This window comes from Synechococcus sp. MU1617 (genome assembly GCF_020514235.1).
Taxonomy (GTDB): domain Bacteria; phylum Cyanobacteriota; class Cyanobacteriia; order PCC-6307; family Cyanobiaceae; genus Parasynechococcus.
This window is the reverse complement of the sequence record NZ_VTLB01000001.1, coordinates 83,538-95,904: the sequence shown is the minus strand read 5'-3', so window position 1 is coordinate 95,904 and position 12,367 is coordinate 83,538. Positions and strand designations below refer to the sequence as shown.

Sequence of the window (12,367 nt, the reverse complement as noted above, 5' to 3'; positions counted from 1 at the left end):
AGACGGGATCAGCCTTTGCTGAAGCGCATCGAGGCGGGCTGGCTCCAGTCGCCCTGGGCACTGAAACCACGCTGGTTGCCGGTGAGGTGACGCAGGATCCAGAAGATGGATTCGTCGGTGCCATCCCCGAGGGCCAGGCGGATCTCATCGGCGGAACGGGCCACACCGTCGGCCAGGATCGCCTCCACACGGCCTTGCAGGCCAAGAATCGCCGCCGCCGCCTTCTTGCCGGCTTCAACGCCGGGCTGGTGGTAGGCGTTGATGTTCACAAGTTCGCCATAGAGACCGACGGCGCGCTCGAACAGAGCGATCAATGCACCGAGACGGCGTGAATCAAAGCGGCGCATGCTGATCGTCATGCTCTGGCGCCCACCCTCGGTGAGGGCTGAGCGGGTGCCCTGCAGGAAACCATCGAGGAAGTCGCCAGGGCATTCCCCGTCAATCGTGGGGATATCGCTCGCGTCCTCGAGCACCTCGATGAACGTTGCGAAGAAGTTGTCGACACCATCGCGCAGTTGCTGCACATAGGCGTGCTGGTCGGTAGAGCCTTTGTTGCCGTAAACAGCGATGCCCTGGTGAACGACCTCACCGTTGCGATCCAGGCGCTTGCCCAGGGATTCCATCACCAGCTGCTGGAGGTAGCGGCTGAACACCTCCAGGCGATCGCGGTATGGCAGAACAACCATGTCACGCTGACCTCGCCCCCCACCGGCCACATACCAGGACGCGGCCATCAGGGCCGCTGGATTGCGGCGTAGATCCGCTGCGCGGGTGGCGGCATCCATCTGAGATGCGCCGGTGAGGAAGTCGCGGATGTCGCTACCGATCAGGGCACCGGGCAGCAGACCAACGGCACTGGTGATGCTGGTGCGTCCCCCCACCCAATCGAACATGTCAAAGCGCTTGAGCCACCCCTCGGCCTGGGCCTGCTGATCCAGCTTGCTATCGAGCATCGTCACGGCAACGGCCTGACCGGCCCACTGGCCACCAGCGGCCACAAGGCGATGGCGGGCCTGCTCCAATCCGAGGTGGGGTTCAGGGGTGCCCCCCGACTTGCTCACCGTCACCACCAACGTGCGGTCAAGACGACCCTTCAATCCCGCCAGGACGTTGCTCATCCCGTCGGGGTCGACGTTGTCGAAGAAATGAAACGGGAGACCCTCGCCTGGGTTCTGCAGGGCCTTGATCATCAAGGCGGGGCCAAGACCACTGCCGCCGATGCCGATCCAGAGCACATCGGTGAAGGTTTCACCGTTGGGCGCCTTGATCGTTCCGTTGATCACATCGCGCCCGAAGGCTGCGATCAGATCGATTTCCCTGGAAATGTGCTGTTGCAGCTCTGAGGAGGGGGCGAGTTCGGGGGTGCGCAGCCAGTAGTGACCCACCTGGCGCTGCTCATCTGGGTTGGCGATTGCACCGGCTTCCAGCTCCTGCATTGCAGCGAAAGCCTTGTCCATCCGAGGCTGCAGAGCCTGCAGGTCTGCGGCGTTCACGTGCATCCGGCTGATGTCGAGCCAGACGCCCAGATCATCGTGATACCAGCCGAGGTCGCAGAAGCGTTGCCACTGAATATGAGCGTCGGAAGCGTTGAAATCCGGAAAGCTCATGCCTGGCGGACGATGCGGTCTTGCTGAACGTATCCAGAATCTGACGGGATGCCCACGCAAAAGGACACCCCGGCTAGTTTCATGTCACATTCCGCTGACCCCATTTCCAGCCCCCATGGCTGAGCAACTGCGATTGACCACTGGGCTACTGGCGATGGCAGCGAGCCTCTTCCTGGTCGGTCAGTGGTCACAGCCGGTGGCTGAGGTTGAGGATCAGTTGCCTGTGGTGGTGGAAGACAGGCTAGAGCCGACCGACTTCACCCCGGAAGAACTGAAGCTGCTCCAAAGGCGCTTCGGGGTGCACGGCCCCCAGACGCAGCTGGCCCAGCTGTTCACAAGCAGCGTCGATCAGCTCAAACCGCTGCGCTCATCAACCTTGAATCGCCTGCGGAAGCTGAAACCGGTGATCCTGCGCGAAGCAACGGCGCATCAGGTGAATCCGATGTTGATCACGGCCGTTCTCTTCGACGAGATCCAGCACTCCAAGCCAGGGGAGAGCCTCCCCTTCATCGCCCACTCCGGCCTGGTGAAGACCCATGGTCTCGCGCAGCTCGGCATTGCTGAGCTGATTCATCAGAAGCGACTTTCCGAGAAACCAACGCCGGAAGAAATCACCTGGGCCCGCAATCAATTGCTGGACCCCGAGATGAACATCACCTTGCTGGCGGCGAAGTTCCAACGGCTGAAGTTGGCCCTGGGCCTACCGGACAACTTGATGCTGCAAGCAAGTCGCTCGTATCTCGATGCCAAGGCGATCGCCACCCTCACCTACCTGCACAACGGAAAACTGGATTACCCGGCTCGGGTGCTGGGCTACATGCAGGACCCTGAACTGCACGGGTTGATTTACGGCGGTCATCAACCGAATCCAGACATCACTGTTTAAAAATCCACGGAGAGGAGTTGGCTTTTAGGGGAAGCCAATCCAATCGCTCATCTCCTCATCCCTCAGTTGAGTGAGTTCTGAGCATCCAGGCCTCCCCCATTTGGGGGAGGCAGAAGCCCCCTGGCTGTTGAAGAATCGATCCAACTCAGAAGATCGATGAAACAACTCCTGATACCGCTTGCGTTTGGCCTGCTGTTCCCAACCGCAGCATTGGCTCAGGTGGATGCCGAGGTGGCTGACCAGTGCAAAGACGCTAGGGATTTCTATGGCTGCGTCAGGGCCTTCACCGCTCCTCCCCAATCCAGAGCTGATCTCGGCCCTCTGGGTGGAGCCATGGGTCAGATGGCTGCAGGTCTGATCTCAGGACCAAGTTTCCGTAGCTCGCCTGCCATCGCCCCAACAGGCGTGATTCCGGTGGGTCTTGTGGAGGGAATCCTGCGCGGCGTCCTTCGCTGAACCGACGCAGGATGCAATCACTTATGGCAGCTCGCCCGGAACCGATCGGAGCGGCTGGTGGCGGCATGTTTGGTTTTGCGGCCGCTCACCCGCTTGCGCCAGAGCTTGAACGACGACGCTTTCATCTGTTGCCGCATCACAGCAATCACCTGCGGCTCGGAGAGTCCGAATTGAAATTCGATCGCCTCAAATGGAGTGCGGTCTTCCCAGGCCATTTCAATGATCCGATCGAGATCTTCGCTGGGGAGCGTTGTCAACGACGCACTGAACAGGATGCTGAACGCTAACGACGCCTCAGGTCACGCAGAGGTCCCCGAGGGCCGCGAGTCGCGTCTGCAGTTTCGACCAGTCAAAACTGCGTGGATCACCGCGTTCTCCGCCCAGATCCACATGGCGATGGGTGGTGATCGCCGCCGGCGGCAGATTGAAGGAGCGGATCCAACCGGACAACACCAAGGCCAACGCGTCGTATTGCTGGGTGGTGTAGCCCGAATGAGAGCCATAGGCATTCGCCCCTGACGGCGGGGTTTCCAGGCTCAGGTGCAAGGCAAAGTTGTTAACGGAGCCCTTGAGCTTCTTGTTGGTGATCGCCCACTCCCCCAGAAAGGCGGAGTAACCCGCGCCGTAGGCACGACTTAACGGGTCCACCAGATCAACAACGCGCCCGTCCTGGCCCACCAACGTGTGATAGCTCACCTGATCTTCATCCCGCGGGTGCGGCGTCATGAAGGTGTTCAAGGCGGAGCTCAGCGAATAGACGGTTTCGTGCAGCACCACCACCCGCGGCGTGGCATCAATCACGCGGCCGTAGGCGTCCTTGTCATAGCGATCACCAAAATTGGTGGGATCGATCTTCACGAAGGCCCGCCAGGAACTCGAGCGGGCTTCGAGCTGGTTCAAACGCGACCGCAAAGTGGTGTCCACACCCGAGCACTGGCGGGCCAGTGGCGACCGCCAGGAGCGCGACTTCGGCGGCAACGGCAACGATGAGGAGGGATTGTCTTCCCGTTGGCGACCGCGTTCCATCACCACAGGGGACAGCTCCCCTGGATCCATCAACACCCAGCCGGTCAGTCCCAGAGCCAAAGCCCCCGCTGCAGCAACGCTGATCGCGAGCGAACGGTTCTTATCAACGCGGTTCCAGACACCGCTCCAGCAACGGCTTAAACGATCTCGAACCATCGATCCCGCAACTGCCGTTGTTCCCTTGTGCACCCAGGATCCCAATCCAACACCCAATGGTCCACACCGGTGCCAGGGGAAAGCTGGGTCTCCTTAAGCAGGCTGCGTCGTGAATAGGTGACGCGCACACTCTCCTGCTTCTCAAGCAGAACTGAAAGGTCACCGCTGCGACGCACCCGGTAGCCATTAATCGCCAAAAGCTCATCACCCACCACAAGCCCAGCCCCTTGGCCGGGACTGTCCCGGCGCACCCTCTGAATCAAAGCGGCACCGTCAGCATCCTTGAGGGTGAGTCCGTGGTCGGGATGCTTGAGCGGCACAGGGTCCATGCGCAGCCCCAGGGCCTCCACGCAATCAAGGAGGGGAAGGGCCTCGGGCTGGTCCAGCCATTGATCCAGATCCGCCGCAAGATCGGCATCCCATCGAGCCAGGGCGGCCTTGATGTCATCACGGCTGTAGCCACGGGCCTGACGGCCGGGACCATGCCACAACTCCCGCAGGATCGCGGCCATGGAGTGGCCGCGCTGCCGCAGGCGGACATCCAGGCAGAAGGCCACTGCAGCACCAAGGCGGTAGTAGCTGATCTGGCTGTCCCGCGAAGCTGGCGTCGCCTTGTAAAGCTTGATCCACGCCTCACGGGCACTGGCCGCCAGCGACTGGATCGAACAGCCGGGTGACATCAGCACGCTGGACAGCTCCTCCCCCAAATCCTTGAGCAGGGTCGGCCGATCCGAACACCCCGCTAGCAGGGGCAGGCTGAGGTCGAAGTAGCTGGTGATTCCCTCGGCAAACCAGAGGCCTTCGGTGATCACCGCCTGCCCGTAGTCGTAAGGACGCAGCTCAACAGGACGCAGCCGCCGCACATTCCACTGATGCAGGTATTCATGGCCGATCAGCTGCAACAGCTGCCGGTAGCCCTTGGGCTTGGCAAGGGCCGCCCAACTGAACTGGAGCACAGCACTGTGATCGTGTTCTAGGCCGCCATAGCCCTGATCGAGCAGTTGCAGAACCAGCTGGTACCGATCCCCCGCCGGAGGTGGCGTTCCCAGCAAGCGACAGGTTGCACTGCAAACCTTCTCGATGTCGCTGATGAAGCTCGGCGGCCAACCCATCGGCGGCGTGCCGATTAGCAGCAGCTCATGGTTCTTGCCCTCCACTGTGAAGGGTTCCGCCTGAAAGGGCCCCGCATGCAGCGGGCTGTCCACGAGAGCATCGAAATCGGCAGCCACCCAGCCCTGAGCACTGGCCTCCAGCGGCAGATGCACACTCCAGTGCTGCGGAGCCGTGACGGCAACATGGTGCGGCGACCAGCGGCAGCCGTCGATCTCCATCGCCAAAGCGGCAAGGCAGAGCGATGCGAAATCGGGATCCAGCAACCCGGTGCGGACGGTCAGATCTCGGGCCTCAAGCTGATAGTTGAGCGTGAGCGGGCTGAGATCCGGCAGATCGCAGAGCCATTGGTGCGGCGCTATCCGACGTAGCGGGAGCTCCTCACCGTTGGCATGCAGCTGCAGGCTATGCAGGTGCTGGGCATGATCACGCACCGTGTACGACCCCGGCGTCCACACCGGCAGTCGGAAGATCTGGCGTTGGGTCTGCGGTGTCCACTGGATGGACACAGCGATGGTCTGGGTTTGGGGATGGCTCAGATCGAGCCGGATCTGAACCGGTTCGAACACGTCAGTGGGTCTGCAGAATCAGGTCGGCCGAACCCATGTCACCGAGGTGCACTTGGTCGATGGCATGGAGCAGGGCGTAGCGGCGGGTCACCCGCTGCAAGCGCTGTTCAAGTCCCGGCTGGCGGCTGATTCGCTGGATATCGCCATGCATCACGATCGTTCCGTTCTCTCGCTGGGTCCAGCCCAGGGGCATGGCAGAGCCCTGAAACGCCAGCACATCAACGGCGTGGGAGTCGTCCGCGAATCCCTGCAATTCGGTCGTTCGCTCCACCGTGAAGCCCTCATCACAAAGGGCCTGAACCAGACGCTCGAGGTCGGTGAAGACAGTCGGCAGGATGGAGAGATGGGACATAGACCGAACCCCGCTTTGACTGACCCTAGCCACGACAATCGAGCTGACCAGGCCCCGCTGCAGCTGGGGGTGATGGCATCCGGAAACGGCAGCAACTTCGAGGCCCTGGCCCAGGCGATTCAGGCGGGGAACCTCAACGCGCGGATCCAGAGGCTGGTGGTGAACAATCCGGGCTGTGGTGCCCAGCAGCGTGCGGAGCGTCTCGGCATTCCCGTATCGGTGCTCGACCATCGCCTGATCAAGGACCGGCGCGAGCTGGACGGCGAATTGGTGCGCCTGTTTCGTGCCGACCAGGTGGAGCTGGTGGTGATGGCGGGGTGGATGCGGATCGTCACCGATGTGTTGGTCAGCGGCTATTCCGAACGGCTGATCAACATTCACCCCTCATTGCTGCCCAGCTTCCGTGGCCTGGACGCCATCGGGCAGGCCCTGAAGGCCGGGGTGAAGATCACCGGCTGCACGGTGCACATCGTCACCGAGGAGCTGGATGCCGGACCGATCTTGGCCCAGGCCGCCGTTCCCGTCCTCGAAGAAGATGACCACGCCAGGCTCGCCAAACGCATTCAGGAGCAGGAACATCTGCTCCTGCCTAGGGCCCTGGCTGGCCTGAAGCCAACCTGGCGTCAGGGATAGAACGGCTGCAAAGGCAGCCCCGTCTGCGGGGCGAGACCCGCCATCAGGTTGAGGCACTGCACGCCCTGCCCGGCCTGGCCCTTGATCAGGTTGTCGATGGCACTCATCAACACCAGCTGGCCCGTGCGGTTGTCCACCTGAACCGACAGCAGGGCACGGTTCGTGTGGCGCGCCCACTTGGTGGCGGGGTAGGTGCCCACCGGCAGCACTTCAACACAGGGGTGGTGGCGGTAGATCGCATCCAGAACCGTGGTGCAATCCTCGGCGGTGAGTCCGGGGTCGCGCAGGCGGGCATAAACCGTGGAGAGCAGACCACGCACCATCGGCACCAGGTGTGGCGTGAACTGAAGCCGCACCTCCTGGCCAGCCACCTCCATCGCCATCTGCTCGATCTCAGAGGTGTGGCGATGGCCGATAACGCCGTAGGGCGCGATGGATTCCGAGGCCTCCGCCAGCAGCATCGCCTCCTTCGGCACCCGACCCCCGCCGGACGTGCCTGTCTTGGCATCAATGATGATGCCGCTCGCCTCGATCAGACCCTGCTTAAGGAACGGCAGCAGAGGCAGCAGGCTGGCGGTGGGGAAGCAACCGGGAGCTGCAACAAGCTTCGCGTCAGCGATGGCGGGGCCGTTCCATTCCGGCAGGCCGTAGACGGCACTGCTGCAGAGCTCAGCGTCCTGACGGTTGAGGGAGCCAGCCTCCTTGGCGTAAACCTTCAGCCACTGCTCCAGAGAGCGGTAGCGGAAGTCGGCGGAGAGATCCACCACCCGCACACCCCGCTCCAGCAGTTGTGGTGCCAACTGACAAGCCAGGCCGTTGGGGAGGCTCAGTACTGCGAAATCGGAGCAGGCCGCAATTCGATCCGGATCCGCCGATTCCACCGTTGGGTCGTCCGGCAGGGGCAGGAAGGAACAGACAGAGCTCCAGCGTTGACCAGCACTGCGTTCACCACCCAGAAAGCTGACGGAAAGTCCAGGGTGGCCCTGAAGCAGACGGATGGTCTGCAGGCCGCCGTAGCCGGAGGCGCCGATCACAGCAACCCGTCCGCCCTGCACCGTTGCCATCGCTTCAACCGCCGACTTTGTCTTGCCTGCCATTGAACCAATCAGCCAACGATCGATCGTACAGAGATCAATAATGAAGTCATCTCCCGGCGACCAGGCTCCTGAATCCCAGTTCCCTCGACCCAGCAAACGAACCCATCGCGTTCGATGCCATCAGCGACGCCCTTGCGGCGATCCGTAATGGGGAGTGCGTTGTCGTGGTGGACGACGAACAACGGGAGAACGAGGGGGATCTGATCTGCGCGGCCCAGTTCGCCACCCCGGAAGCAATCAACTTCATGGCCACCGAGGCACGGGGCCTGATCTGTCTCGCCATGGAGGGGCAGCGGCTGGACGAACTGGATCTGCCGCTGATGGTGGACCGCAACACCGATGCCAACGAAACGGCCTTCACCGTGAGCATCGATGCCGGCATCGAGCATGGGGTGACCACAGGCATCTCCGCCGAAGACCGCGCTGCCACGATTCAGGTGGCCCTTAATCCAGCCACACGGCCAGCGGAACTGCGCCGCCCCGGGCACATCTTTCCCCTGCGCGCCCGACCGGGCGGCGTGCTCAAACGGGCCGGTCACACCGAAGCCGCCGTGGATCTGGCTCAGCTGGCGGGCCTCAGCCCCTCCGGAGTGATCTGTGAAATCCAGAACAGCAATGGCTCCATGGCTCGCTTGCCGGAGCTGCGCAGCTACGCCGATCGCTGGGGGTTGAAGCTAATCAGCATTGCTGACCTGATCCGCTACCGGCTGGAGAACGAGCGCTTCGTCCGCCGCATGGCTCAGGCCCAGTTGCCCAGCCGCTTCGGCAGCTTTCAGGCGGTGGGATACCGCAACGAACTGGATGGCTCCGAACACGTTGCCCTGATCAAGGGCGAGCCCAATGCCCTGCGGGAACCCGTGCTGGTGCGCATGCATTCCGAATGCCTCACTGGGGATGCCTTCGGCTCACTGCGCTGCGACTGCCGGCCCCAGCTGGAGGCGGCCCTGCGCCAGATCGAGGCGGCAGGCGAGGGTGTGGTCGTCTACCTGCGCCAGGAAGGTCGGGGCATCGGCCTGATCAACAAACTGAAGGCCTACAGCCTCCAGGAAGCGGGGCTCGACACTGTTGAAGCCAATGAGCGGCTCGGCTTCCCGGCTGATCTGCGCAACTACGGCGTTGGCGCGCAGATCCTCTCCGACCTCGGCATCCACCGGCTGCGGCTGCTCACCAACAACCCTCGCAAGATCGCCGGCCTCGGCGGCTATGGCCTGCAGGTGGAGGAGCGGGTGCCGCTGGTGATGGACCCCGGCGCCCACAACGCCGACTATCTAGCAGCCAAGCGAGAGAAGCTCGGGCATCTGTTCGAATCTGAGAGTCCCTGCGTGGTGCTGGCCCTTGCGGTGAATGTGGGCCCGGAAAGCTGGCCCACCATTCGCCAGGAAGTGGAAGCCATCGCCCAACGCCAGGGCTTCAGCCTCGAGGCCCTGCATGAACCACGCCTATTAGCGCTTTGGGATCGACCGCAATTTGTCTGGAAGTTGATTCCCGACGGTGCTGATGCAGCCCCCCTTCTCAAGAACCTGGCGGCCCTAGCAGCGACCGAACGTGTGGGTCTGATGCGCGTTCCTACAGAACGGATGGCCCTGCACCCGCCCCAGACCCTCGAACGGGTGGAGTATCAACTCAATGAGTTGATCAACTTGGGCAGTGACGGACTGCTGGAAAACGGCCCGTCACTGCTGCACTGGACCCGGAGCTGATCAGCCTTCCTGGATCGTCACTTTGTTGATCTTGGAACCGTTGGCGAGCTTCAGCACCACATCCATGTTGCCGGTGTGACCGAACACGGTGTGCACACCATCGAGGTGGGGCTGGCCCTCATGGCAGATGTAGAACTGCGAGCCACCGGTGTTGCGACCGGCGTGGGCCATGGCCAGGGTGCCGGCCTGGTGCTTCTGCTGGTTGATCTCGCAATCGATCTGATAGCCGGGGCCTCCGGTACCAGCCATGCCGCGGGCGCCTTCACGGCTATTAGGGCATCCCCCCTGGGCCATGAAGCCGGGGATGACGCGGTGAAAGGAAAGACCGTCATAGAAGCCTTCCTTGGCCAGCTTCACGAAGTTGGCGACGGTGTTCGGGGCATCGGCTTCGAACAGCTCGAGCTCGATCAGGCCTACTTCAGTGTCCATCAAGGCCTTGGTCATGGTGGCGCGAGCAAAATTGGAGTGTAAAGAGACGCCGACCATGCCCGACCTCTCCCAAGCCCGCGTTGGTGTGATCGGCGGCAGTGGCCTCTATTCGATCCCCGGCTTGCGCCAAGTGGAGGAATGCACGGTCGATACCCCTTTCGGGGCAACGTCCGATCAACTGCGACTGGGTGAGCTCGAGGGGGTCGAGACCGTCTTCCTGGCCCGCCACGGCCGCCATCACCATCTGCTTCCCAGTGAAGTGCCCTACCGAGCCAACATCTGGGCCATGCGTTCACTGGGGGTGCGCTGGCTGATATCCCTCTCGGCGGTGGGATCGCTGCAGGGGGATCTACAACCGCGCGACATGGTCGTGCCCGATCAGTTCATTGACCGCACCCGTGATCGACCCGCCAGTTTCTTCGGCAATGGCTGCGTGGCCCACGTCAGTCTTGCGGACCCCTTCTGCCCCCAGTTGAGTGCCCTGCTGGCCGATGCCGCCGAGCAGGGGTTGCCGGAGGGTCGACGGCTGCACCGCGGTGGCACCTATCTCTGCATGGAGGGACCCGCCTTCTCCACCCGGGCCGAAAGCAAGCTCTACCGCTCCTGGGGCTGTTCGGTGATCGGGATGACCAATCACACCGAAGCCCGCCTAGCCCGAGAGGCAGAACTGGCCTATGCCTCTTTGAGCATGGTCACCGACTTCGATTGCTGGCACGAGGACCACGACGCCGTCTCGGTGGAGATGGTGATCGGCAATCTCCAGGCCAATGCCTCGGCCACCGAACCGATCCTGAGTGGATTGATGCAGCGGCTCAAGCACGAGCCCCCCGCCTCGCCAGCCCACACAGCCCTCGCCGATGCCCTGATCACGCCCAAGGATCAGGTGCCAGCGCAGACCCGCTCCAACCTCGATCTGTTCACCACCCCCTACTGGGGACCGTTCAATCAGGCTTCCGCCAGCTGAGCGGCGCAGGCGTCCAGGGCTGGACGCAGCTGTTGGTCGTGATGCTGCAGCAGAGCTTCAGCCTGATCCACCGACAACGCCGCAGCGGCCATCAGCAAGGCGAGTTTCACCGATCCGCCGGCGTCCTCCAGCAGTGTCAGCCCCCGCTCCCGCTCCACGCCAGCCAGATCACGCAGAATCCGCAATGAGCGGTCCACCAGCTTGCTGTTGCTGGCGGCCACATCCACCATCCGATTGCCATAGACCTTGCCCAGCTTCACCATCACGGCGGTGGAGAGGGTGTTCAACGCCAGTTTTGTGGCGGTTCCAGCCTTCATCCTTGTGGATCCCGTCAGCAACTCAGGGCCTGTGAGCAGGCGGATGTCGATGTCGCAGGGCAGAGGGGCCTGCTCCGTCGGAACGCAGGCCATAGCGATGGCAAGGGCGCCGATGTTTGTCGCGAACGCCAGTCCACCGCGCACATAGGGGGTGGTGCCACCGGCAGCGATGCCCACCAGGCAGTCCTTGGAGCAGAAGCCTCGCTCCTCGAGATCAGCGCGACCGGCGGCCTCAATGTCCTCAAGCCCCTCAGAACTGCGCAGCAGCGCTGCGGAGCCACCGGCGAGAACGCCTTGCACCTGCTGGGGATCACTGCAGAAGGTGGGGGGGCATTCCGCGGCGTCCAACACTCCAAGCCGTCCGGAGGTGCCAGCACCGAGATAAAAGAGGCGGCCACCGGCACGGAGGCGCTCGGCAACAGCATCAACCGCCTGGGCCAGGGCTGGGGCCACCGCGGCGACTGCTTCCTGAGGGCGACGATCCTCGTCTGCAAACAACTCAACCAGCGCCAGTGTGTCGAGTTGATCCAGGCGTGAACTGCGCTGGTTGCTCTGCTCGGTGAGCAGATGGCCGCGGTCGCTGGAGGGCTGCAGATCGGGGTCAAACACGGCCATGGCTCAGAGCAGCCCTTCCAGGCGCCGACGCAGCTCATCCAGTTCAGGATTCGACTCCGGTTCGGTCTCCAGCCCCTGGCGCGCCGGCTCCACGGCCTGCTGCCCAGCCATCGCGTCGTCAGAACCAGCGTCGTCTTGCCAATTGCTCACATCGCGGTTGCTCTGGGGCGGTGCCATGAACAGACGCTCCTCGTCATTGCTGGGCACAAAACCCGACTCGATCAGGCGAGCCTCGTAGCCGGCCTCACGGCAGAAGAGATCAACGTCTTCACGGTCGAGGGCCTCCACCGTGGGGACAGGAAAATCCTGGGCTTCCAGAAGACCGGCATAACGCTCGGCATCGTCGGGATTCTCAAACAACAGAACCACGGTCCGTCCGGAGATTTCAAGCGAGTGGATGCCTTCGCTATCCGTACCGGCATCAAAGAGCAGGACGTGGACGCGCATCGG

Annotated in this window: 14 protein-coding genes; 5 read left to right on the top strand and 9 right to left on the bottom strand. The window is 62.8% G+C overall.

Features of this window, described 5'->3' with window-relative positions; translation table 11 throughout:
• Positions 1-8 precede the first annotated feature (8 nt).
• On the bottom strand, positions 9-1,607 hold the full coding sequence (locus FZZ90_RS00630; protein WP_226423865.1) for a glucose-6-phosphate isomerase: 1,599 nt from the start codon (positions 1,605-1,607) through the stop codon (positions 9-11).
• 115 nt (positions 1,608-1,722) lie between these two features.
• On the opposite strand from FZZ90_RS00630, the gene FZZ90_RS00625 reads away from it, so the two are divergent.
• Positions 1,723-2,493 carry a helicase DnaB gene (locus FZZ90_RS00625; protein ID WP_226423864.1) on the top strand — a complete coding sequence of 257 codons (771 nt, stop codon included), beginning with the start codon at positions 1,723-1,725 and terminating at the stop codon, positions 2,491-2,493.
• A gap of 156 nt (positions 2,494-2,649) precedes the next feature.
• The gene (locus tag FZZ90_RS00620; protein ID WP_226423863.1) at positions 2,650-2,949 is read left to right on the top strand and encodes a hypothetical protein; all 300 of its coding nucleotides are present in this window, start codon (positions 2,650-2,652) and stop codon (positions 2,947-2,949) included.
• Between the two features lie 17 nt (positions 2,950-2,966).
• On the opposite strand, the gene FZZ90_RS00615 is transcribed toward FZZ90_RS00620, so the two are convergent.
• The 4 genes from FZZ90_RS00615 to FZZ90_RS00600 are packed head-to-tail and all read right to left on the bottom strand — an operon-like array spanning position 2,967 to position 6,162.
• The gene (locus FZZ90_RS00615) at positions 2,967-3,206 is read right to left on the bottom strand and encodes a TIGR03643 family protein (protein ID WP_226423862.1); all 240 of its coding nucleotides are present in this window, start codon (positions 3,204-3,206) and stop codon (positions 2,967-2,969) included.
• Between the two features lie 37 nt (positions 3,207-3,243).
• Positions 3,244-4,131: an N-acetylmuramoyl-L-alanine amidase gene (locus FZZ90_RS00610; RefSeq protein WP_226423861.1), complete on the bottom strand. Its 888-nt coding sequence runs from the start codon at positions 4,129-4,131 to the stop codon at positions 3,244-3,246.
• The gene (locus FZZ90_RS00605) at positions 4,113-5,810 is read right to left on the bottom strand and encodes a PDZ domain-containing protein (RefSeq protein WP_226423860.1); all 1,698 of its coding nucleotides are present in this window, start codon (positions 5,808-5,810) and stop codon (positions 4,113-4,115) included. The genes FZZ90_RS00610 and FZZ90_RS00605 overlap by 19 nt, the downstream gene beginning before the upstream one ends.
• A 1-nt stretch (position 5,811) precedes the next feature.
• Positions 5,812-6,162: a DUF1257 domain-containing protein gene (locus FZZ90_RS00600; RefSeq protein ID WP_226423859.1), complete on the bottom strand. Its 351-nt coding sequence runs from the start codon at positions 6,160-6,162 to the stop codon at positions 5,812-5,814.
• Between the two features lie 72 nt (positions 6,163-6,234).
• On the opposite strand from FZZ90_RS00600, the gene purN reads away from it, so the two are divergent.
• The gene (purN, locus tag FZZ90_RS00595) at positions 6,235-6,795 is read left to right on the top strand and encodes a phosphoribosylglycinamide formyltransferase (protein ID WP_303533399.1); all 561 of its coding nucleotides are present in this window, start codon (positions 6,235-6,237) and stop codon (positions 6,793-6,795) included.
• Here purN and argC read toward each other — a convergent pair.
• Positions 6,786-7,859 carry an N-acetyl-gamma-glutamyl-phosphate reductase gene (gene argC / locus FZZ90_RS00590; RefSeq protein ID WP_226424422.1) on the bottom strand — a complete coding sequence of 358 codons (1,074 nt, stop codon included), beginning with the start codon at positions 7,857-7,859 and terminating at the stop codon, positions 6,786-6,788. The two genes, purN and argC, sit on opposite strands and share 10 nt — an antisense overlap.
• A gap of 137 nt (positions 7,860-7,996) precedes the next feature.
• Between argC and ribBA the strand changes: the two genes are divergently transcribed.
• On the top strand, positions 7,997-9,592 hold the full coding sequence (gene ribBA / locus FZZ90_RS00585) for a bifunctional 3,4-dihydroxy-2-butanone-4-phosphate synthase/GTP cyclohydrolase II (protein WP_226424421.1): 1,596 nt from the start codon (positions 7,997-7,999) through the stop codon (positions 9,590-9,592).
• Here the strand turns inward: ribBA and FZZ90_RS00580 are convergent, their stop codons facing one another.
• Positions 9,593-10,036, bottom strand: a complete 444-nt coding sequence (locus FZZ90_RS00580) for a peptidylprolyl isomerase (protein WP_226423857.1) — start codon at positions 10,034-10,036, stop codon at positions 9,593-9,595. It abuts the gene before it with no gap.
• Between FZZ90_RS00580 and mtnP the strand changes: the two genes are divergently transcribed.
• Complete coding sequence (gene mtnP / locus FZZ90_RS00575; protein ID WP_370631002.1) at positions 10,035-10,985, top strand: S-methyl-5'-thioadenosine phosphorylase; 951 nt, start codon at positions 10,035-10,037, stop codon at positions 10,983-10,985. The two genes, FZZ90_RS00580 and mtnP, sit on opposite strands and share 2 nt — an antisense overlap.
• Here the strand turns inward: mtnP and murQ are convergent.
• Both murQ and FZZ90_RS00565 read right to left on the bottom strand, forming a co-directional pair.
• On the bottom strand, positions 10,967-11,917 hold the full coding sequence (gene murQ, locus FZZ90_RS00570) for an N-acetylmuramic acid 6-phosphate etherase (protein WP_226423855.1): 951 nt from the start codon (positions 11,915-11,917) through the stop codon (positions 10,967-10,969). The genes mtnP and murQ overlap by 19 nt on opposite strands.
• A 3-nt stretch (positions 11,918-11,920) precedes the next feature.
• Entirely contained in the window at positions 11,921-12,364 is a 444-nt protein-coding gene (locus FZZ90_RS00565) for a DUF3110 domain-containing protein (protein WP_226423854.1), read from the bottom strand.
• Positions 12,365-12,367: the final 3 nt, after the last annotated feature.

What these genes read in the sequence shown, in the direction of transcription:
- FZZ90_RS00630 (WP_226423865.1), bottom strand. Translation starts at nt 1,607, where the DNA reads ATGAGCTTTCCGGATTTCAACGCTTCCGACGCTCATATTCAGTGGCAA.
- FZZ90_RS00625 (WP_226423864.1), top strand. Translation starts at nt 1,723, where the DNA reads ATGGCTGAGCAACTGCGATTGACCACTGGGCTACTGGCGATGGCAGCG.
- FZZ90_RS00620 (WP_226423863.1), top strand. Translation starts at nt 2,650, where the DNA reads ATGAAACAACTCCTGATACCGCTTGCGTTTGGCCTGCTGTTCCCAACC.
- FZZ90_RS00610 (WP_226423861.1), bottom strand. Translation starts at nt 4,131, where the DNA reads ATGGTTCGAGATCGTTTAAGCCGTTGCTGGAGCGGTGTCTGGAACCGC.
- FZZ90_RS00600 (WP_226423859.1), bottom strand. Translation starts at nt 6,162, where the DNA reads ATGTCCCATCTCTCCATCCTGCCGACTGTCTTCACCGACCTCGAGCGT.
- purN (WP_303533399.1), top strand. Translation starts at nt 6,235, where the DNA reads ATGGCATCCGGAAACGGCAGCAACTTCGAGGCCCTGGCCCAGGCGATT.
- argC (WP_226424422.1), bottom strand. Translation starts at nt 7,859, where the DNA reads ATGGCAACGGTGCAGGGCGGACGGGTTGCTGTGATCGGCGCCTCCGGC.
- mtnP (WP_370631002.1), top strand. Translation starts at nt 10,035, where the DNA reads ATGGTGGCGCGAGCAAAATTGGAGTGTAAAGAGACGCCGACCATGCCC.
- FZZ90_RS00580 (WP_226423857.1), bottom strand. Translation starts at nt 10,036, where the DNA reads ATGACCAAGGCCTTGATGGACACTGAAGTAGGCCTGATCGAGCTCGAG.
- murQ (WP_226423855.1), bottom strand. Translation starts at nt 11,917, where the DNA reads ATGGCCGTGTTTGACCCCGATCTGCAGCCCTCCAGCGACCGCGGCCAT.
- FZZ90_RS00565 (WP_226423854.1), bottom strand. Translation starts at nt 12,364, where the DNA reads ATGCGCGTCCACGTCCTGCTCTTTGATGCCGGTACGGATAGCGAAGGC.